The sequence below is a fragment of the Rufibacter immobilis genome (assembly GCF_003721565.1).
GTDB lineage: Bacteria > Bacteroidota > Bacteroidia > Cytophagales > Hymenobacteraceae > Nibribacter > Nibribacter immobilis.
Genome location: NZ_RJJE01000009.1, coordinates 1,256,622 through 1,276,696 on the forward strand (window position 1 = coordinate 1,256,622; position 20,075 = coordinate 1,276,696).

Genomic DNA, 20,075 nt, shown 5'->3' on the forward strand with positions numbered 1-20,075 from the left:
AGGGTTTGGACCCTTAATTAGACCAAGAATCTGGAAGGAACAAAAAAATTCTCCTATAAAAATTCAAAGCAGACCTGAGTGGGCTGACAATCTAGCACTGGTTTGGCTCTTATTTTGAAAAAACGGCCACTAAACAGCTGAAACAGAAACAAACTCCCTATTTTAACGCGCTCAATCTCCTGCACCTCCGTTAACTTGACAGACATGACTTTAAGATCCCGCCGCGAAATGCTGGCTTCTCTCACCGTAGCCGCCGTCACTCTCCCCCTGGCAGGTTTCACCTCGGCCACGCCCCCTGACAAAGCCCCTAAAACGCTGCTCCCACCCCGCCTTAAACCCGGCGACACCGTGGGGCTCATCTGCCCGGCCGGGGCTGCCTTCAGCAAGGAAACCGTCCAGATCACCAAGGAATCTCTGGAGGCGCTGGGGCTTAAAGTGAAACTGGGGAAGCATGTATTTGACCGTTTCGGGTACCTGGCCGGCACAGACCAGGCCCGGGCCGAGGACGTGAACGCCATGTTTGCGGATAAAAGCGTACAGGGCATCTTGGCCATTCATGGGGGCTGGGGCTGCGCACGCCTGCTGCCGCTGTTAGACTACAAAACCATCCAGAAGAACCCGAAACCGCTTATTGGCTACTCAGATATTACCGCTTTGCTGCTGGCCATTCATGCCAAAACCGGCTTGGTTACTTTTCACGGCCCGGTAGGCTCCGCCACCTGGAACAAATTCTCCGTGGATTCTTTCCGGCAGGTGCTGTTTGAGTGTGCTCCGGTGCTGTACCAAAACCCCAAAGAGGTAGGCGACAACCTTACTGTAACCAAAGACCGCATTACTACCCTTACCCCCGGCACCGCCCGCGGCAAATTGGTAGGCGGCAATTTAACAGTGCTCTCTGCTCTCATGGGTTCTGATTACTTGCCCAATTTCAAAGACTGCATCCTGTTTCTGGAAGATGTGAACGAGGCCGTGTACCGGATAGACCGCATGCTCACGCAATTGAAATTGGCCGGCGTCCTGGACCAGGTGAAAGGCGTGGTGTTTGGGAAATGCTCAGAGTGCGAACCCGGCAAGGGCGGCTACGGCTCCCTTACGTTAGAAGAAGTCCTGGAACAGCATTTACAGCCATTAAAGGTGCCCGTTTACTCAGGAGCCATGATTGGGCACATCTCCCATAAGTTCACCGTTCCGGTGGGCGCCGAGGCGGAAATGGATGCAGCAGCCGGTACTTTACGGTTAGTGGGCAGTGCTGTGGCTTAAGTGCAGGAACTTTGCCCTTAAATGGCCCTGTTTTTGAGAATATTACAGTAATTTGCGCTCTTTCTTGCGTTTACACCCCTATATTTTGCTTATTACCTTGAAAAAACAACGTTTCCTAGCCCTCCTTCTCCTCCTTATTTTCCTGGTGGGGCATGTTCCCCTACAGGCGCAGACCCGCAGAAGCAAAGCCAAACCCGCCGCCAAGAAAACGGCTTCGGCCAAGAAAGCGGTCGCCAAAAAGCCCGCTGCCCCCGCTTTCAACCCTAAAACCGATCCGCCGTTTTTGGGCGCCAACCAGAAATGGGTAGACTCTGTGTTCAAAACTTTGACCCCGGAAGAACGCATTGCGCAGCTCATCATGATTCCGGTGTACTCCAACAAAAACCAGGCGCACATTGACTCCATCAGTCGCCTCATTACCACCTACAAAGTAGGCGGGCTCATCTTCTTCCAGGGGGGGCCGGTACGGCAGGCGCACATGACCAACCGCTACCAACGCGAAAGCAAAGTGCCGCTTATGGTTTCTATTGACGGTGAGTGGGGCCTGGCCATGCGCCTGGACAGCACTGTGCGGTTCCCGTACCAGATGGCTCTGGGCGGTATTGAGGACGAACGCCTCATCTATGACATGGGTGCCGAGATTGCCCGCCAGTGCCGCCGCCTGGGCATTCATGTGAACTTCGCGCCGGTAATTGACGTGAACAACAACGCCAACAACCCGGTGATTGGGTTTCGCTCCTTCGGCGAAGACAAATACAATGTGACCCGCAAAGCCACCGCTTACGTGAAAGGCATGCAGGACAACAAAGTACTGGCCAACGCCAAACACTTCCCCGGCCACGGTGACACCAACGTAGACTCGCATTACGGTTTGCCAGTGATCCATTTCTCCAAACTCCGTCTGGACTCACTTGAACTGTACCCCTTCCGGGAGCTCATGAAGAACGGACTGGGCAGCTTAATGGTGGCGCACATGAACATTCCGGTGCTGGACAACACCAAAGACCTGGCCTCTACCCTTTCTAAGCCCATTGTGAGCGGCCTGCTCAAGAAAGAAATGGGTTACAAGGGTTTAGTGTTTACAGATGCGCTTAACATGCAGGGCGTGGCTAAATTTTATCCTGCCGGCGTTGTCGATGTGAAGGCTCTTTTGGCCGGTAATGACATGCTCCTGAACACTATGGACGTAAAAACCACTATTGAGGAGGTAAAGAAAGCCATTGCCAATAAAGAAATCACGCAGGCCGAGGTAGATGCCCGCTGTAAGAAAGTACTGGCCGCCAAACAATGGATGGGTCTGGACAAATGGCAACCCATAGAAACCAAGAACCTCATCCAGGACCTGAACAACCCTACCGCCCACTACATCAACCGTCAGTTAACGGAGGCCTCGCTCACGCTGCTGCGCAACAAGAACCAGGTTCTGCCTATCAAAACATTGGATACCCTCAAGATTGCCGCTTTGGCCATGGGCACTACCCAGGAAACGGAGTATCAGCGTAGCTTGGCCAAATATGCCAAAGTAGATAATTTCTTCCTGTCGCCTACCAGTTCCATCGCTGATCTTCAGTTGTTGAAAGACCAGCTCAAAGATTATAACATGATTCTGGTAGGGGTGCACAAGTTGCAGCTGAAAGCATCTGGCAGCGGCACGTTTGGCATCACCGCAGAGATGAACCTGTTCCTGAAAGACCTCATCAGAACCAAGCCAACGGTGGTGAGCGTATTTGGGAACGTGTACAGCCTCACCCGTTTTGAAGACATTGAGAAAGCCCACGGCGTACTGGCCGCGTACCAGGAGAATGAGTTAACCCAGGACGTAGCCGCCCAGATCGTCTTTGGCGGCGTGGGTGCCAAAGGCAAGCTGCCGGTGAATGTGTCTAACTCCTTCCGGATAAATGACGGTTTGCAGACGCAGGGCGGCTTCCGGTTGGCGTATACCCAGCCAGAGGCAGTAGGCCTGAGATCTGCTGACTTCACCAGAATTGACACCTTGGTAAACCAGGCCATCAAAGCCAAAGCCACTCCGGGCGCGCAGGTGCTGGTAGCCAAAAACGGAAAAGTGATTTACTACAAATCCTTCGGGTACCACACGTATGAAAACCAGACGCCGGTAAAGAATACAGATTTATATGACCTGGCCTCGGTAACGAAAATTACCACCGCCCTGGCCGCCTACATGAAACTGAACGGCGAAGGGAAATTTGACGTGGACAAAACCATGGGTGAGTACATTCCCATGATGCAGGGCTCCAACAAAGAGAACCTCAAGTACCGCGACATCCTTACGCACCAGGCCCGCCTGAAAGCCTGGATTCCTTTCTGGAAAGAAGAAGTGAAAAAGAACGGTGAGTTGAAGGGCAACGTGTTCAGCGCAGATTCATCGGCTAAGTTCCCTTACAGAGTAGCCAAGAACCTGTTCATCCACAAAGACCACGCGGAGGAAATCTACAAGCAGATCAAAGAATCGCCGCTCAATGAAAAGCCGGGGTATGTGTACAGTGACCTGTCTTTCATCCTGGCCCCGCTGGTAGTGAAAAACATCACCGGCGAGGACTTTGAACCGTACCTGAAGAAGAACATTTACGGCCCGCTGGGCGCTTCTACGCTGACTTTTAACCCGTACAAGCACTACCCACTGTCCCGCATTGTGCCCACGGAGTATGACTCATTGTTCAGAAAGCAGCTGTTGCACGGCACGGTACATGACGAAGGAGCCGCCATGTTGGGCGGCATCAGTGGCCACGCCGGTCTGTTTGGCACCGCCAATGACCTGGCCAAAGTCATGCAGCTTTACCTCAATGACGGCATCTACGCAGACAAGCGCTACATTGCCAATAAGACGGTGAGCACGTTCAGCAAATGCCAGTTCTGCCCAGACAACTACCGCGCCCTCGGGTTTGACCGTCCTTCCAAGCCCGGTTCTTTGAACGGCAATGCAGCCCCCGGCGCTTCCGCTGAGAGTTTCGGGCATACCGGCTTTACCGGCATCTACAGTTGGGTAGACCCCGTGAACCAGTTGGTGTACGTGTTCTTGTCTAACCGTGTGCACCCTACCCGCGAGAACAGTATCCTGAGCAAACTGAACACCCGCACCAACGTGATGCAGGTGGTGTATGACGCTATGGAGAAAGCCAAGAAAGCCCCTAAAGCAGATAGCTTGGAAAGCAAACGGTAAGAACATCTCCGTTCACCTCTTAAAAAGCCCCGCCTTGGTTTACACCAGAGCGGGGCTTTTTTTATGCAGTGCGTTTAGCGCCTGTTTTTGGAAAAAGAGCCCCTAAACGCAAACAGAAACTAATCACTGAGCGTGAGCTGGAAGTGCGGCGTGGCCGAGGTGATGGCGTCTCCTTCGCGCTGGTTTGTGCTGCGCCAGTTGCCTTGGTGGTAAATCCAGCCGTTGGGGCTTTTCTGTTCGGGGCCGTAGCACCGGAGGCTGGGCTCATAGGAAGCGCGGCTGGGGCCTTCCGCCACACCGGTTTCGGGGTCTACCGGCTCGTGGCGGTTCCGCCGGAGAATAAGCCATTCAAACCCGATGAACAGGCCCTGCGGCGGCATCTGGAGGTCGTGCTGGCTTACGTCTACCTTCACGCTCCTGATCCCCTTCGGCGCCTGCGCCAGCAAAGGGGCAGACAATAGCTCGCGCCCCGGCTGCCCGTTTTTATCTACCGCGTACAAATGCAGCCTGAACGTGGCGTTCCTGATGTTGCTGAGCGTGACCAGGGAGATCTCGTCTAGAAACGGGGTGGCGGCATAGGAAGGTTTGTACGGAATGTACTGCGCCACAATCCAGGGCGTGCCGTTGCTCCCGAACGAATATTGGGTGTTGCCGTCCAGTTGGTTGATGATGAACCTGCTGCGCTTGGTACTTTTCTTCACCGTCACTTCCTTGAGGGCTACGGCAGACGGTTTTAACAGAACCCGCAGGTTCCTGTATGAAATGGCCACCTGCGCTTTCTCATACCCCAGGCAGGAAATCACCAGCGTCTTGCCCAACAGGTTGGTTTGCGCCAGCTGAAATTCGCCCTTCTCTGAGGAGGTGGCCCCTATGTTCTCGTTCTCCACCCAAATATTGGCGTAGGCCACGGGTTTGCCGGTAGTTTTGTCCAGAACGGTTCCTTTTACCTGACCTAAAGCCAAACCAACCGACAGCTGGAAAAGGAGAAGCAGCAAACATACGTTTCTCATACAAAGATATTGCGTACACAGACAAAGGGGAGAAGCGTTTAGGGGCCGTTTTTCTAAAAACAGCCCCTAAACAGAAAAGCATTGAAGAGAAGAATCTTCTGGGTAACGCGCCGCGGGCGAAGTTATTTAGACAGGCCGGTAAATAATTGTAAGCTAAGACGGGAGCCGGTATACATCGGCCGCCACGGCATCTTCCTCTACTTTACGGGCATGGGTGGGGCTGTCATACACTACCAGCAGGTGCTCATCGTCATAGATCCCCAGGCCTTCGGCTTTGTCCTGGCCCGAGGTGGGGCCGCTACCGTGGGGCACGTCAAACAGATGCTCCAGCTCCTTGCGGTGCACCATCTGTTCGCCTTCCAGCGTCTGCGCCATGGCCTTGGGCCAGCGGTACACGGCAATGGTACCGTCCAGGTCCATGGTGGGGCCTGCCAGAATGTACAGGTCTTCGTTTTTGATGCGCAGTTCCCGTATGCCTTTGCCCACCAGGTGCAGAAAGTGCTTTTTGTACAGCGTGCCGTCTGCATTGGCTTTGAGTTGCAGATAGCCTTCTTCTTCGGTATCTTCCAGTTGCAGCTCCAGCACCATGGCCCAGCCCCGCAGCACCGGGCCGCGCAGCCCCACAAAAAGGCGGTGATCCTGGATGTCCAGCCCTTCAATGTCGAACCCGTTGTCTTTGCCCGGAATGGGCAGGAAATCTTTGAGGTGCGGGTCATCCTGGATGGCCTGCATGAGCTGGTTTTCTGTGCCTGCCCCTATGAGCTGCGCGGCCCGCAAGGTTTTGGAAGGATCTTTCAGGTCTGTGCATTCCTTACAGAGCGTGTACTCGCCGGTGGTTACATCCTGCACCAACGGAATGCGGGCCAGCAGGTAACGGTTGGCCTCTGACTGCACTTTGGCCAATCGTTTCATCTGCTTCTGCACAGATTCTTCCTTGCGCGGTTTCTTCCGCTTGAGGCTATGCGAGCCTACTAACCACAGATAGCCGCCGCTGGCCCCCATACCCTCAATGTCTATCTCAGAATTGGTGCCGTCTGGCAAATCAAGGTACTGGGTCAGGTCAAAGTGCACGTGTTCGCCAAAGGTGTTTTCGCCGGTTTTCTTGAGGCGTTCCAGGGTGGTTTGTTCATCGCAGCTGAGCCAGAGATAGTCGCCGGTACGCAGCACGGTGGAAAGCCCGTCCCGGACGTGCTTGCCCGTGGCGGTGAAACTATGCGTGGAGTCAAAATGCAGATGAACGGTGGCGGAAGTTTCTTTCATAAGGAATTTTCAAAGGGGTTTCTACTGCCGGGTGTTTAGCGGCTCTTTTTCTTAAAACGGCTCCTAAACAGAACGCGGCAACTGGTACGGGAGTTGTCAAAGGGGTAAGTTAAGAGAACTTTACCTCCATCCTGACACACGGCCGGGGCTCAGAACAGGTGCATTGACCGCTTCATCATCAAGATACTAACATAAGAAAGGCCGCCCCACATCTGGAGCGGCCTTGGTGAAAGGGCTGAAGGTCTGTGACTATTGCTTCAGGGTGATTTTTCTTTCTACGGTGTTGTACGGCCCCGGAATTACCTGGCCCTGGTTGTTGATGAGCTCCAGCTTGAAGGTATTCTCGCCCATAGGCAAACCTTCCACCAGGTACGGCAACCACTGGTCTAAGATAAACTCATTGCCATTGATGGTGGCGCGCACCTTGTTGCCGTCTTTGGCCAGAGTGGTGTTCACCAGATAGAAATCCAACATCACTTTCTTGGTGTCGGCTCCTTTGTATTCCCCTTTGGGGCGGCTGTAGAACAGGTGCTGGCCGTCTTCATCAAATTTAGCAGCTTTGCTGGCGGTGTTGCCCACATTAATCACGCGCAGGTCATAGGCGCTCTCATGCTTGATGCTCTCATGGTAAGACCGTGACAGGAAAGACAGCACCACGTGCTGGCCTGGCTCAATGGCTTTCTTGAACGTTGGTTTGTAGTGTGCGGTGTAAGGCTCATTGTCTACAATGTTATGGATGTGCTGGCCTTCTTTGGAGTTGGCGTGCTCATGCGTACCGGCGTCTGGGGTCTGCTGGCTCAGCTGGAAATCCTTCACCTCGTATTCAAAAGCAGTGGAATCTCCGGTTACTTTGCCGTTCTTCTCCGGTTTGTTCAGAGTCAGCTTCGCGTCTGGGTAATCTACAGAGTTGCTGTACGAATACACTTTGAGGCCCCCTTTCTCCATAGGTGTGCCCATAGAGCCTTGGTGCTGTACCCCGGCAGAGTCATGCTCCATGCCAGAATGGTCGGCGGTGGCGGTACTGTCTGTTTCTGTAGTGGCCGTAGAGCGGTTGCCCTCACAGGCCGAAGCAATTAACATGGCGGCTATCGCCAGGAAAGACAAGTGTTTCTTTTTCATAGTGCTTAGGTTTTCGTATAAATACGCAGAATGTTTCAAAGATAGAAATTTTGTAACTTGCTGCCCTTATTAGGCTCCACTAAGAAGACGTTAAAACAAGACATCATGACCGATAAATTATTAGAGGAGATCCCTTCCTTAGACTTAGCCGATTTCACGTCTGGCGACCCCACCCGTAAGGCTGCCTTTGTGCAGGCCATGGGTGATGCGCACCAGAATATTGGGTTTGTGGCCCTTAAAAACCATGGTTTGAGCGATGAATTAACGGATCAGCTCTATGCCGCTATCAAGAAGTTCTTCGCGTTGCCAGATGAAGTGAAGCAGAAATACGAGATTCCGGGTTTGGCGGGCCAGCGCGGGTACGTGGGCAAAGGGAAAGAGTCTGCCAAAGGTCGCAACACCGGCGACCTGAAGGAGTTCTACCACGTGGGCCAGGAAGTAACCGACAATGATCCCATCAAAGAAGAATACCCAGACAACGTTTGGCCAGTGGAAGTACCTGAGTTCAAAGAAGTGGCTCTGGAGGCGTACCAGCGCCTGGAAGCCTCCGGGAAACAGGTGCTGAAAGCGTTGGCTATCTACCTGGGTCTGTCTGAAGATTACTTTGATGCCAAAGTGCACAACGGGAACAGCATTCTGCGCCCCATCCACTACTTCCCTATTGAGAACCCAGACGCCGTTCCGGCCGATGCCGTACGTGCCGCCGAGCACGGTGACATTAACCTTATCACGCTGCTGATGGGCGCCTCCGCCGATGGCCTTCAGGTACTCCGCCGCGACGGAAAGTGGATTCCCATCACGGCTCTGCCCGAGCAGATCATCGTGAACGTGGGCGATATGCTGTCTCGCCACACTAACAACAAGCTGAAGTCTACCATCCACCGTGTGGTAAATCCGTCGCGGGAAATGATGAATACTTCGCGCTACTCTATTCCGTTCTTCATGCACCCCCGTTCAGAAATGGACTTAACCTGCCTGGAGAGCTGCATTGATGCCCAGAACCCTAAACAGTTCCCAGACACCACTGCCGGCGAATTCCTGAACGAGCGCCTGGTAGAACTTGGACTGAAGAAATAAACTTTATCACAGATTTAGAAAGGAGCTCTACGGCTCCTTTCTTTTTTATGCCTATTTTTAAAACCGGCTTTAAAGTTTTTCAACGCCCCCATTTTGCGCCCTCGTAATTACCTTTTCCTCAAAGACGTTGCAGCCCTCTCGCTTACCGCGTTTGGGGGGCCACAGGCACATATTGCCATGATGCTGCGTCTGCTGGTAGAGAAAAGGCGTTACATCACAGAAAAAGAATTGTTGGAGCTGAACGCGCTCTGCCAAATCTTGCCTGGCCCCTCCTCCACCCAAACCGTCACGGCCATTGGGTTCAAAGTAGGCGGACCCAACCTGGCCTACCTCACCTTACTGGTCTGGATTGCCCCCGCCGCCGTGATCATGATTGCCGCCGGCTTGCTCATTACCTTTCTACAGGGCAAAGGAGCGCCCCTGGGCTTTACCCGCTTCATTCAGCCTATGGCCGTGGGCTTTGTGGCCTTTGCCGCCTGGCGGATCAGCTCTAAAGTGGTGCACACCAAGGGAGGCATCGTGATCATGGTCATTTCGGCTATTCTTTCTTATTTCTTCCGGTCACCGTGGGTATTTCCGGCGCTACTGCTGCTGGGAGGCAGCCTGACGGCCCTGCGGTTCCAGGCGCAACCTGTGCTGGAGAAAAAGCCGATGCGGGTAGAATGGGCAAATTTTATTCTTTTTTTAGGCGTCCTGATTGCCGCCGCCTTGCTGGGGCGTTTTACCCAACTACGGGCAGTTCTGCTGTTTGAGAACTTCTACCGCAACGGCAGCCTTATCTTTGGAGGCGGCCAGGTCCTGATTCCGCTTATGTACACAGAGTTTGTGGAATTTAAGCAGTACCTCAACTCCAAAGAATTTCTGTCTGGCTTTGCTTTGGTACAGGCGCTCCCCGGACCGGTTTTCTCTTTCTGCTCCTACATTGGCACCCTTTCTATGCGCCCGTACGGGTGGGGCGGGCAGATCATTGGGGGCGTAGTCTCTACCATCGCTATCTTTCTCCCGGGTACATTCCTGATTTTCTTTGTGATTAGGTTTTGGGAAGAACTCCGGAAATACCGGGTTATTCAAGCTTCACTGGAGGGAATTAACGCAGTTGGTTGCGGCATGGTCTGCGCGGCGGCCATTATGCTGTACCACCCCATTGAGAACACGCCCTATAATTTTGGATTGGTAGTAGCCACCTTTGCGCTGCTTCAGTGGACCAAGATTCCGGCTCCCGTCCTGATTTTGATTGGTTTGGTGGTGGGGTTGATGTTCCCGGGCAATTAGTTTGCGTTTAGAGCCTGTTTTTGGAAAAACGGCCCCTAAACAGAAAGCCCTGCGGAGATACTTCCTCCGCAGGGCTTTCTGTTTGCATATGAAGCGCTACTGCTTCTTTCTCTCTCATAAGGCAGCAGTAGCTGCTCACTTTTACTGTTCCTTCAGGATGCTCAGCAGGTAATCTCCGTAGCCGCTCTTGCGCAAAGGTTCTGCCACCCGTTGCAGCTGCTCTGCGTTGATAAAGCCCATGCGGTACGCTACCTCTTCAATGGCTCCAATCTTGAGGCCCTGGCGCTCTTCAATTACCTGCACAAACGTAGCGGCCTGCATCAAAGACTGAATGGTACCGGTGTCTAACCAGGCGGTACCCCGGTCCAGAATGCCTACTTTTAATTTGCCGCGGCGCAGGTACTCTTTGTTCACATCCGTGATTTCATACTCGCCTCTGGCGCTGGGCTGTAAGTTCTTGGCAATGTCTACTACTTCATTGTCATAGAAGTACAGGCCGGGCACCGCGTAATTAGATTTGGGTTGCGCAGGCTTTTCTTCAATGGAGATGGCTTTTTTGTTTTCGTCAAACTCCACCACGCCGTAGCGTTCCGGGTCCTGCACATGGTACGCATAGACCACGCCACCTTCTGGATCATTATTGGCCTGCAACAATTTGCTCATGCCTGAGCCGTAGAAAATGTTGTCCCCTAAGATAAGGGCCGCTTTGTCATGGCCTATAAAGTCTGCCCCCAACACGAAAGCCTGGGCCAGACCGTTGGGAACCTCCTGCACCTGATAACTGAAGTTACAGCCAATCTGGCTGCCATCGCCCAGCAAGCGCTCAAACATGGGGAGGTCATGCGGGGTGGAGATGATCAGAATATCCTTGATTCCCGCCAGCATGAGCGTAGACAGCGGGTAGTAAATCATGGGCTTATCGTACACCGGCATTAACTGCTTGCTGACAGCTAAAGTAAGTGGGTGCAATCTTGTTCCTGAGCCACCGGCTAAGACAATTCCTTTCATGATTCTATTTTTGATTGTAGATAAAGTCTTGGTTATCTCTGAACCAGGCTAGCGTTCTTTGCAGGCCCTCCTGAATTCTGATCTGCGGGTTGTAACCCAGCAGGCGTTGTGCTTTAGAGATATCGGCCAGGCTGTCTCTGATGTCTCCGGCCCGTTCTGGGCCGTATTCTGCCTGCACGTCTACCCCGGCTTCCTCCTTCAGGATATTGAACAAATCGTTCAAAGAGGTTCTGTCGCCCACGGCAATGTTATACACCTGGTTGATCGCCTCGGGGTTTTCCACCAGCGCGGCTCTGATGTTGGCTTCCACGCAATTCTCCACAAAGGTGAAGTCACGGGTCTGTTCGCCGTCGCCGTTCATTCTGGGGCCTCTGTTGTTCAGCACGGCATCAATAAACAAAGGGATTACTGCCGCATACGCTCCATTAGGATCTTGGCGCGGCCCGAAGATATTGAAATACCGCAGCCCGATGATCTCCATACCGTAGGTTTTGCCGAACACATCGGCATATAACTCATTGGCATATTTGGTTACGGCGTACGGCGAAAGCGGACGGCCAATCACGTCTTCTACTTTAGGCAACGATTTGCTGTCGCCGTAGGTAGAGGACGAGGCGGCGTACACAAACCGCTTCACGCCCTGCTCTTTCGTGGCCATGAGCATGTTCACGAAACCGCCCACATTTACTTCATTGGAGGTAACGGGGTCTTTTACGCTTCTGGGCACCGAGCCTAGCGCCGCCTGGTGCAGCACCACGTCCATTCCCTCGCAAGCCTTCATGCACGTCTCCAGATTCCTAATATCGCCTTCCAGTACTTCCAGTGCTTCATTGCCCTGGAAAGCCTTCAGGTTTTTGTGGAAACCGTTGGAGTAGTTATCCAGCACCCGTACTTTTTTGGCGTTGTACTTTAGGAGATACTCCACCAGATTAGAACCAATAAACCCAGCACCGCCGGTTACTAAAAAGGAAGTTTGCTCCAAAGAGCCACTGTGAAATGGATGATCGTACACGGTAATAACTTTGAAATTTAACTTGGGCTTGCAATCGTTTAGGGGCTTATTTCAGAAAAACGGCCGCTAAACAGAATTCTTTCCTTTAAGAGAGTAACAACCTTTTACCAGGTCACCGATATCATAAAGGAAGCTGAAACAGGAAGTGCGTTTAGGGGCTATTTTTCTGAAATAAGCCCCTAAACGCACGAGAATCTTAGCGGTTGTATTGCTCCTGGTAATACTCCTGGTAGTGCCCGGAGGTGACATTTTGCAGCCATTCCTCGTTCTCCAGGTACCAGTCTACGGTTTTCTCCAGACCTTCCTCAAAAGTGACAGAGGGTTTCCAGCCCAGTTCATGCATGATTTTGGAGGAATCAATGGCATACCGAAGGTCATGCCCGGCTCTGTCTGTCACAAAGGTGATCAGTTGCTGCGAAGTGCCTGGTTCCCTACCTAATTTGCGGTCCATGATGTCGCAGAGCAGGCGGATCAGGTCAATATTACGCCATTCGTTTACGCCGCCAATGTTATAGGTATCGCCTAATTTGCCGCTATGGAACACCTCATCAATGGCGCGGGCGTGGTCAATCACGTATAACCAATCCCGAATGTTCTCGCCTTTACCATACACCGGCACAGGCTTGTTGTTCTTGATGTTGTTCAGAGCCAACGGAATCAGCTTCTCCGGGAAGTGGTTGGGGCCGTAGTTATTGGAGCAGTTAGACACCTTCACGGGCATGCCATAGGTATGGTAGTATGCCCGCACAAAATGATCTGAACTGGCTTTGGAAGCGGAATAAGGAGACCGAGGATCATATTTGGTCTCTTCGGTGAACATTCCTTCCTCTCCCAGAGAGCCATAGACTTCATCTGTGGAGATATGGTAGAAGAGTTTCCCGCTGTAGTCATTCTTCCAGAGCTCTTTGGCCGCGTGCAGCAAATTGCAGGTACCGTTCACGTTGGTCCGCACAAAGGCCATAGGATCTGTGATAGACCGGTCTACATGCGATTCTGCCGCCAGGTGGATGACAGCATCAAACTGCTGCTCCTGAAACAGGCTATTTATAAAATCCTGATCTGTGATGTCTCCCTTAATGAAGGTATAGTTAGGGGCATTTTCAATGTCTGTTAAATTCTGTAGGTTACCCGCATAGGTAAGCTTATCCAGATTTATGATCTGATAGGCTGGATATTTGGTAACGAACAGGCGTACCACATGAGATCCAATAAATCCGGCACCACCGGTTATCAATATTTTCATCTTATTTATTAGAAGTATCCGTCATTAATTTCTGTTGCCAAGCCCAGGAACTACCCAGACTATCTTTCAGAGACAGAGAGGTCTTAAAGCCCAATTCTTGGGTGGCCTTGGTCACATCAGCGTAAATAGCGGGCACATCGCCGGGGCGGCGGGGTCCGGTTTTGAAATTGAACTTCTGCCCTGTAGCTTGCTCAAAGGCATGAATCACCTCCAACACGCTGCTGCCCTGCCCTGTGCCAATGTTAAATACCTCGTAGGGAACAGCCTCCGCTTTTTCCAGCCTCCTGATTGCCGCCACGTGCGCCTTCGCTAAGTCCACAACATGTACATAATCCCTGATGCAGCTGCCGTCTGGAGTGTCATAGTCTGTCCCAAACACCGTAAGGCTTTCTCTGATTCCGGCGGCGGTCTGCGTAATGAAAGGCACCAGGTTACTGGGCACGCCCAGCGGCAACTCACCTATCAGCGCCGACTCATGCGCTCCAATTGGATTAAAATAACGTAGAGCGATGGTTCTGAGTGAACTGCCACTAGCTGCTACATCGCGCAGAATCTCTTCGTCAATTTTCTTGGTGTTGCCATAAGGAGAATTGGCTTTCTGCGTAGGTGTTTCCTCCGTTACCGGAAGTTTTTCAGGCACGCCATACACAGTGCAGGAAGAGGAGAATACCAAGCGGGCAACCTGGTTCGCCTCCATTACCTGTAGCAGTGCCACTAAGCCGGCCACGTTGTTGTGGTAGTACTTTAGCGGCTCTGCCACAGATTCACCCACTGCTTTGAACGCAGCAAAGTGGATCACTCCTTCTATATTTTCTTCTTTAGAGAAAACTTCTTGTAAAGCAGCGGTATTTGTGCAGTCTACCTTATAGCAGATAACCTCTTTCCCTAAAATTTGGGATAGCCCCAGTAATACCCGTTCTTCAGAATTACTGAAGTTGTCCACTACAATGGGGGTATAGCCGGCTTCTGCCAGCTCTACCACAGTATGGGAGCCAATGTAGCCTGCCCCGCCGGTTACAAGAATTTTACTCATAGAAGTACATTATAAGCTCCAGTAAGCTAAATTGTTAATCTTTCCGCGGTAAATCCCTTTCAGGTCTATCACAATAGGTTGATCATGTGAGATGCCTTTGAAATATTCCTCATCAAGCCCAAGGTAATCCTTATGGTTAACGGCTACAACCACTGCATCATAGTCATTGCTGGGGTTTTCAGTTAACGCAAATCCATACTCATGCTCCAGTTCTTCTGAAGAAGCATAAGGATCCACCACGTCTACCTGCACGCCAAAGCTCTTCAGCTCATTGATTACGTCTGCCACCTTAGAGTTACGGATATCCTCTACGTTCTCCTTAAATGTGGCACCCATTACCAGAACTTTGGCTTTAGAGATTGCCTTCCCTTCTTTGATCATCATCTTGATAGCCTTACTGGCCACATAGGCACCCATACCGTCATTGATGGTACGGCCGCTCAGGATGATCTTTGAATCATAGCCCAGAGCTTTTGCTTTGTACGTGAGGTAATAAGGATCTACGCCAATGCAGTGACCACCTACCAAGCCAGGGAAGAATTTCAGGAAATTCCATTTGGTACCCGCCGCTTCCAATACCTCAAATGTGTTGATGTTCATGCGGTCAAAAATGATCGACAGCTCGTTCATCAAGGCTATGTTCACATCGCGCTGGGTGTTTTCAATGATTTTGGCGGCCTCCGCTACTTTAATGGAGGAAGCACGATGCACGCCGGCTTCCACTACCAACTCGTACACTTTGGCAATGATGTCTAAGGATTCTGCATCGCAGCCAGAGACCACTTTCACAATTTTGGTGAGGGTATGCTCTTTATCTCCGGGATTAATGCGTTCAGGAGAGTAACCTACTTTAAAATCTGTTGGGAACTTCAACCCTGACTCTCGCTCTAATACCGGAATACAATCTTCTTCAGTACATCCTGGATATACTGTAGACTCATACACCACAAAATCACCTTCTTTCAAAACTTTACCTACCGTGTTAGAAGCCCCCAATAAGGGTTTCAGATCGGGCAAAGCGTGGTTGTCAATAGGAGTTGGCACCGCCACAATGAAGAAGCGAGCTTCCTTCAGCACCTCCAGATCATGGGTAAAGGTGATATCACACCCTTCAAACGCAGATGATTCTAACTCACCACTAGGGTCTATGTTATTCTGCATCATTTCTACCCGTTTGGCATTGATGTCAAACCCTATCACACTTATCTTTTTGGCGAACTCTAAGGCAATCGGAAGTCCTACATATCCTAATCCGATAACGGCCAGCTTGGCTTCTTTGTTGAGGAGTTGTTGATACACGGTTAATCTATTTGAATGGAAGATTTAGTTACTACGTTATTTTCTAAACTGTACTTTTCACCTGTTTCTGGGCAAATTGCTTCATGATGCTCGTTAAAGGATAAAGTATGCCCTGCTTCGCTTACCCAACCATGCTGCCGTGAAGGATTGCCGTACACCAGGGCATAAGGAGGTACGTCTTTCGTGACAACAGCCCCAGCTCCTACAAGGGCGTAGGCCCCAATGGTATGACCGCACACCACAGTCGCATTCGCCCCTATGCTGGCTCCCTTCTGCACCAAGGTCTTCTGATACTCTCCCCGCCGGTTAAAGGCGCTTCTGGGGTTCAATACATTAGTAAATACCATGGAAGGCCCCAAAAAGACATCATCTTCGCACTCTACCCCAGTGTAGACCGACACATTGTTTTGGATTTTCACGTTCTCTCCTAAAATCACTTGAGGAGAGATGACCACATTCTGACCAATGTTGCAGCGCTTACCAATGATGCAACCAGACATAATATGAGAAAAATGCCATATTTTGGTACCCTCTCCAATTTGACAGCCCTCATCAATGACAGCAGTCTCATGGGCACTATACAGGGGGGCAGAATGAGTCATGGACACAGCAATTGTTCAAAGAGTCGGGCTCTTTACGAATAACCCGGCACTTAGGATACCTTTATTTTGCATTACAAAGGTATAAGTTTTTACAATAGGTTTAGATAACCAAATTGTTTCTGTATTACTTAGGCCGCGGAACCCTCCCACATTGCCTCCACCATCCGGTCCTTTCCGCGCAGGTCTTGGTAGGTTTTTATACTCTTATATTCCATCTGAGCCAACATGCTTTGGGTTTGGCTGGCAAACTGTTCGTTTATTTCAAAAAACAACCTTCCCCCGGCTTTTAATAGTTGCTGTGCCACTTGGGCAATACGCCGGTAGAACAACAGCGGATCTTCATTGGGCACAAACAGCGCCAGCGCCGGTTCATATTGGAGCACATTAGGCCGCATGAGCTCCCTTTCTGCTTCCAGCACATACGGTGGGTTACTGATCACGGCGTCCAGACTTTGGGGTTCTACTGCTGGTATCTCCTGTAAAATATCTTGCTGTAGCCAGTTTATAGTTTGCCCTAATTTTGCTGCGTTTGTTTTGGCCACTGCCAAGGCCTCTACGGAAACGTCAAGCCCCCACACTTGCGCGCCAGGTAGCTCAGCGGCTAATGTGACAGGAATGCAGCCGCTCCCGGTGCCAATGTCCAGAAGCTTCACCCCAGACTGGTTTTGGTAAATTTTGATTACTTTTTGCACCAGTTCCTCGGTCTCCGGACGGGGAATGAGCACCGCCGGAGAAACCATGAAGTCACGGCCGTAGAAGTGTGCTTCCCCTAACACGTACTGTACCGGCTCCTGGCGAAGCAGACGCGCCTGGTATTGCTGCACTGCCGCCTGCAACCCGTCTGGGGCATTCTCACGGCGGCGGCTCAGCAACTCAAAGCGATTCACCTTCAGCACATGCTGCAAAACCCATTCGGCCATGGTGCGGGCTTCGGGTTCTTCGTACACCGCCTGCAGTTCGCGCGCCAGGTCCTCTAAAATCTCTTCAATGGTTCGCATATTTCCAGTTTTGGGCAATTTCTGAAAAAACACCCGATATTCGGGCAAAGAAACTGACGGGCGCGTATAGACAAGGCAATGAACACAGAACATAAACACATGCGCCGGGCGCTGGACTTGGCGGCGCTAGGTACCGGCGGAGCCCGTCCTAACCCCATTGTGGGCTGCGTAGTGGTGCATGAAGGCAAGATTATAGGCGAAGGCTGGCACCAGCAGTACGGCGGCCCGCATGCCGAAGTCAATGCCATCAACAGCGTTCAGAACAAAAGCCTGCTGCCGGAGAGCCAAGTATATGTCACGCTGGAGCCTTGCTCCCACTACGGTAAAACCCCTCCCTGCGCCGATTTCCTGCTCCAGCACGGTGTACGTGATGTGGTGATTTGCAACACAGACCCAAACCCATTGGTGGCCGGCAAAGGCATCCAGAAATTGATAGACGCCGGTTGCAAAGTCCATATTGGGGTGTTGGAGCAGGAAGGCCTGGAGCGGAACCGCCGTTTCTTCACGTTCCAGACCAAGAAGCGGCCTTACTTAGTCCTGAAGTGGGCCCAGTCCGCCGATGGTTTCATTGCCTTGCCCAACTGCCAGCCTTGCCAGATTTCCGGTCCTTTGGCCAAGCAGCTGGTGCACAAATGGCGCACCGAGGAACAGGCCATTCTGGTAGGCACCCGTACCGCCCTCTTTGACAATCCGCAGCTGAATGTACGCCACTGGCCCGGACCAGCTCCCCTGCGGATAGCCATTGACAAGCAGCTACAGGTCCCGGCTTCGCACCACCTCCTGGACGACAGCCACCCCACCCTTGTCTATACCTTGCAAGAAAAAGCACCAACCGCTCAGACAGAGTTCATTTCCCTCTCCCCAGATGCTGATTTCCTGGAACAGTTGCTAACGGATCTGTACAAACGCAACGTACAGTCTGTGCTAGTGGAAGGCGGCACCGTGCTGCTGGAGGCACTGCTGCAAACAAACCATTGGGACGAGATTAGGATATTCAAAAGCCCAACGCTCTTACAGGATGGAGTTAGAGCCCCACGCCTGCCTTATCTCCCGTTTGTCTCCCGCTCTACGGTAGGGGCAGACGAGTTAACCATCTACCGGAACAGGCAGTCTTAAAAAGTAGATGTTGCGTTTAGCGGCTCTTTTTCCAAAATCGGCGTTAAACCAGAAACTCCAGAACGGAGCACTGAACTCTGGTCGCGCAGCGGAGGAAGTTGTACCTGCCAACTCCGTCCGCTACCTTTGTATTACAAAGAGCTGCTCTGCGTGAGCTACCCGCTCCAGGGGCAGCCCAATACCTAGATCTTGATTTACCATGGCTGAAAACCTGTTTATAGACAATACGCTTTCTAAAGAAGAGAAATACAAGGCCCTCCTGCCCCAGATAGAGGCGTTGGTGGCCCCGGAAACCGACCTTATCGCGAACCTTTCCAACGTGATGGCTGCCCTGAAACAAGGCTTCGGCTTTTTCTGGGTGGGCGCTTATCTGGTGAAGGAAGACCAATTGGTGCTGGGGCCTTTCCAGGGACCGGTGGCCTGCACCCGCATCCCGTTCCACAAAGGCGTTTGCGGCGCCTGCTACACCCGCCGGGAAACCATCTTAGTTCCAGATGTGGAAGCGTTCCCGGGGCATATTGCCTGCAGCAGCGAGTCTAAGTCTGAGATTGTGGTTCCGGTGCTCAAGAACGGCGAAGTGAAAATGGTGCTGGACGTAGACAGCGACCGCCTCAATGACTTTGACGAAGTTGACCAGAAATACCTGGAGCAACTGATGAAACTGGCCGAGAACTGGTTCTAACACATTCTGCGTTCCGGCTTGCGTTTAGGGGCTGTTTTTCCAAAAACAGCCCCTAAACGCAAAAGCCTCTCCCTTACGGGCGAGGCTTTTTTATGCTCATATCCTGAACGATCAGGGAAATTTAATTTAGCTGCTACTGCTTACGGGCGGTATGCCTTCTGCTATACCGTTGTCTTCAACTGCGCAATAACAGTCTGCCCGCCTTTGGTCTTCTGGCCTAATTGCACCTTCACCTCGGTGTCTACTGGCACAAAGATATCCACCCTTGATCCGAACTTGATAAACCCGAACTCCTCGCCCTGGTTTACTTCATCGCCTTCGGTCACATACCACACAATGCGGCGGGCCATGGCTCCGGCAATCTGGCGGAACAGCACCTGCGGCCCGGCCAATGATTCTACCACCACCGTGGTACGCTCATTCTTGGTGCTTGACTTGGGGTGCCACGCCACAAAATAGTTGCCCGGGTGGTATTTAAAATACTTCACAATGCCAGAAACGGGGTTACGCGTAATGTGCACGTTAATGGGCGACATGAAAATGGAGATCTGCTTGCGGGTGTCTTTGAAATATTCCGGTTCTTCCACGTTCTCTATCACCACCACTTTGCCGTCTGCGGGAGCCACCACCAGGTCCTCATGCAGGAGCAGGTTGCGGTAAGGGCTCCGGAAAAACTGCAGAATGAGCAGGAATACAATGAAGGAAATGCCGGAGAAGATACGGTTGAACGTGAGGTGTTCACTGTTAAAATAGTAAAGCAACATGTTCACCACTAACAGGCCTAACAGCGTAAAAAACAGAATCTTTCGTCCTTCTTTATGAATTTTCATTAGATACTCCTTGGGCTTATGAAGCAAAAATATAAAAAAAACCGCCTCCTGTCTAAAAAAAAGACAGGAGGCGGCA

Annotated in this window: 17 protein-coding genes; 6 read left to right on the plus strand and 11 right to left on the minus strand. The window is 51.7% G+C overall.

Annotation, left to right across the window (positions count from 1 at the left end):
• Positions 1 to 204 precede the first annotated feature (204 nt).
• Together EFA69_RS12380 and EFA69_RS12385 are read left to right on the plus strand one after the other, a co-directional pair.
• A complete protein-coding gene (locus EFA69_RS12380; RefSeq protein WP_183906766.1) occupies positions 205 to 1,260 on the plus strand; it encodes a S66 peptidase family protein in 1,056 nt (351 codons plus the stop codon).
• Positions 1,261 to 1,357: 97 nt separating this feature from the next.
• Positions 1,358 to 4,438: a glycoside hydrolase family 3 N-terminal domain-containing protein gene (locus EFA69_RS12385; RefSeq protein WP_123133501.1), complete on the plus strand. Its 3,081-nt coding sequence runs from the start codon at positions 1,358 to 1,360 to the stop codon at positions 4,436 to 4,438.
• Positions 4,439 to 4,557: 119 nt separating this feature from the next.
• Here the strand turns inward: EFA69_RS12385 and EFA69_RS12390 are convergent, their stop codons facing one another.
• The 3 genes from EFA69_RS12390 to EFA69_RS12400 all read right to left on the minus strand — a co-directional run bounded on the left by EFA69_RS12390 (position 4,558) and on the right by EFA69_RS12400 (position 7,827).
• Positions 4,558 to 5,448 (minus strand): carboxypeptidase-like regulatory domain-containing protein, encoded by an 891-nt coding sequence (locus tag EFA69_RS12390; RefSeq protein WP_123133357.1) that lies wholly within the window; start codon positions 5,446 to 5,448, stop codon positions 4,558 to 4,560.
• A gap of 153 nt (positions 5,449 to 5,601) precedes the next feature.
• Complete coding sequence (locus tag EFA69_RS12395) at positions 5,602 to 6,708, minus strand: DUF3616 domain-containing protein (RefSeq protein ID WP_123133358.1); 1,107 nt, start codon at positions 6,706 to 6,708, stop codon at positions 5,602 to 5,604.
• Positions 6,709 to 6,957: 249 nt separating this feature from the next.
• Positions 6,958 to 7,827 carry a hypothetical protein gene (locus EFA69_RS12400; protein WP_123133359.1) on the minus strand — a complete coding sequence of 290 codons (870 nt, stop codon included), beginning with the start codon at positions 7,825 to 7,827 and terminating at the stop codon, positions 6,958 to 6,960.
• A gap of 105 nt (positions 7,828 to 7,932) precedes the next feature.
• Here EFA69_RS12400 and EFA69_RS12405 point away from each other — a divergent pair, with 105 nt between their 5' ends.
• Both EFA69_RS12405 and chrA read left to right on the plus strand, forming a co-directional pair.
• Complete coding sequence (locus EFA69_RS12405; protein ID WP_123133360.1) at positions 7,933 to 8,904, plus strand: isopenicillin N synthase family dioxygenase; 972 nt, start codon at positions 7,933 to 7,935, stop codon at positions 8,902 to 8,904.
• 93 nt (positions 8,905 to 8,997) lie between these two features.
• Positions 8,998 to 10,176, plus strand: a complete 1,179-nt coding sequence (chrA, locus tag EFA69_RS12410; RefSeq protein WP_123133361.1) for a chromate efflux transporter — start codon at positions 8,998 to 9,000, stop codon at positions 10,174 to 10,176.
• A gap of 141 nt (positions 10,177 to 10,317) precedes the next feature.
• On the opposite strand, the gene rfbA is transcribed toward chrA, so the two are convergent.
• The 7 genes from rfbA to prmC form a co-directional block, all read right to left on the minus strand.
• Positions 10,318 to 11,184 (minus strand): glucose-1-phosphate thymidylyltransferase RfbA, encoded by an 867-nt coding sequence (rfbA, locus tag EFA69_RS12415; protein ID WP_123133362.1) that lies wholly within the window; start codon positions 11,182 to 11,184, stop codon positions 10,318 to 10,320.
• Between the two features lie 4 nt (positions 11,185 to 11,188).
• On the minus strand, positions 11,189 to 12,166 hold the full coding sequence (locus EFA69_RS12420; protein WP_394342824.1) for an SDR family oxidoreductase: 978 nt from the start codon (positions 12,164 to 12,166) through the stop codon (positions 11,189 to 11,191).
• A gap of 226 nt (positions 12,167 to 12,392) precedes the next feature.
• Positions 12,393 to 13,439, minus strand: coding sequence for a dTDP-glucose 4,6-dehydratase (gene rfbB, locus EFA69_RS12425; protein ID WP_123133364.1), 1,047 nt, complete (start codon positions 13,437 to 13,439; stop codon positions 12,393 to 12,395).
• Position 13,440: 1 nt separating this feature from the next.
• Positions 13,441 to 14,472: a UDP-glucose 4-epimerase GalE gene (galE, locus tag EFA69_RS12430; RefSeq protein ID WP_123133365.1), complete on the minus strand. Its 1,032-nt coding sequence runs from the start codon at positions 14,470 to 14,472 to the stop codon at positions 13,441 to 13,443.
• Between the two features lie 9 nt (positions 14,473 to 14,481).
• Entirely contained in the window at positions 14,482 to 15,771 is a 1,290-nt protein-coding gene (locus EFA69_RS12435; protein ID WP_123133366.1) for a nucleotide sugar dehydrogenase, read from the minus strand.
• 2 nt (positions 15,772 to 15,773) lie between these two features.
• Positions 15,774 to 16,373, minus strand: coding sequence for an acyltransferase (locus EFA69_RS12440; protein WP_123133367.1), 600 nt, complete (start codon positions 16,371 to 16,373; stop codon positions 15,774 to 15,776).
• 128 nt (positions 16,374 to 16,501) lie between these two features.
• Entirely contained in the window at positions 16,502 to 17,371 is an 870-nt protein-coding gene (gene prmC / locus EFA69_RS12445; protein WP_123133368.1) for a peptide chain release factor N(5)-glutamine methyltransferase, read from the minus strand.
• A 78-nt stretch (positions 17,372 to 17,449) separates the two neighbouring features.
• On the opposite strand from prmC, the gene ribD reads away from it, so the two are divergent.
• Positions 17,450 to 18,487, plus strand: a complete 1,038-nt coding sequence (ribD, locus tag EFA69_RS12450; protein ID WP_123133369.1) for a bifunctional diaminohydroxyphosphoribosylaminopyrimidine deaminase/5-amino-6-(5-phosphoribosylamino)uracil reductase RibD — start codon at positions 17,450 to 17,452, stop codon at positions 18,485 to 18,487.
• Positions 18,488 to 18,686: 199 nt separating this feature from the next.
• Positions 18,687 to 19,169 carry a GAF domain-containing protein gene (locus EFA69_RS12455; protein WP_123133370.1) on the plus strand — a complete coding sequence of 161 codons (483 nt, stop codon included), beginning with the start codon at positions 18,687 to 18,689 and terminating at the stop codon, positions 19,167 to 19,169.
• Between the two features lie 161 nt (positions 19,170 to 19,330).
• Here EFA69_RS12455 and EFA69_RS12460 read toward each other — a convergent pair whose 3' ends face one another.
• Positions 19,331 to 19,999, minus strand: coding sequence for a phosphatidylserine decarboxylase family protein (locus EFA69_RS12460; RefSeq protein ID WP_123133371.1), 669 nt, complete (start codon positions 19,997 to 19,999; stop codon positions 19,331 to 19,333).
• Between the last annotated feature and the right edge of the window lie 76 nt (positions 20,000 to 20,075).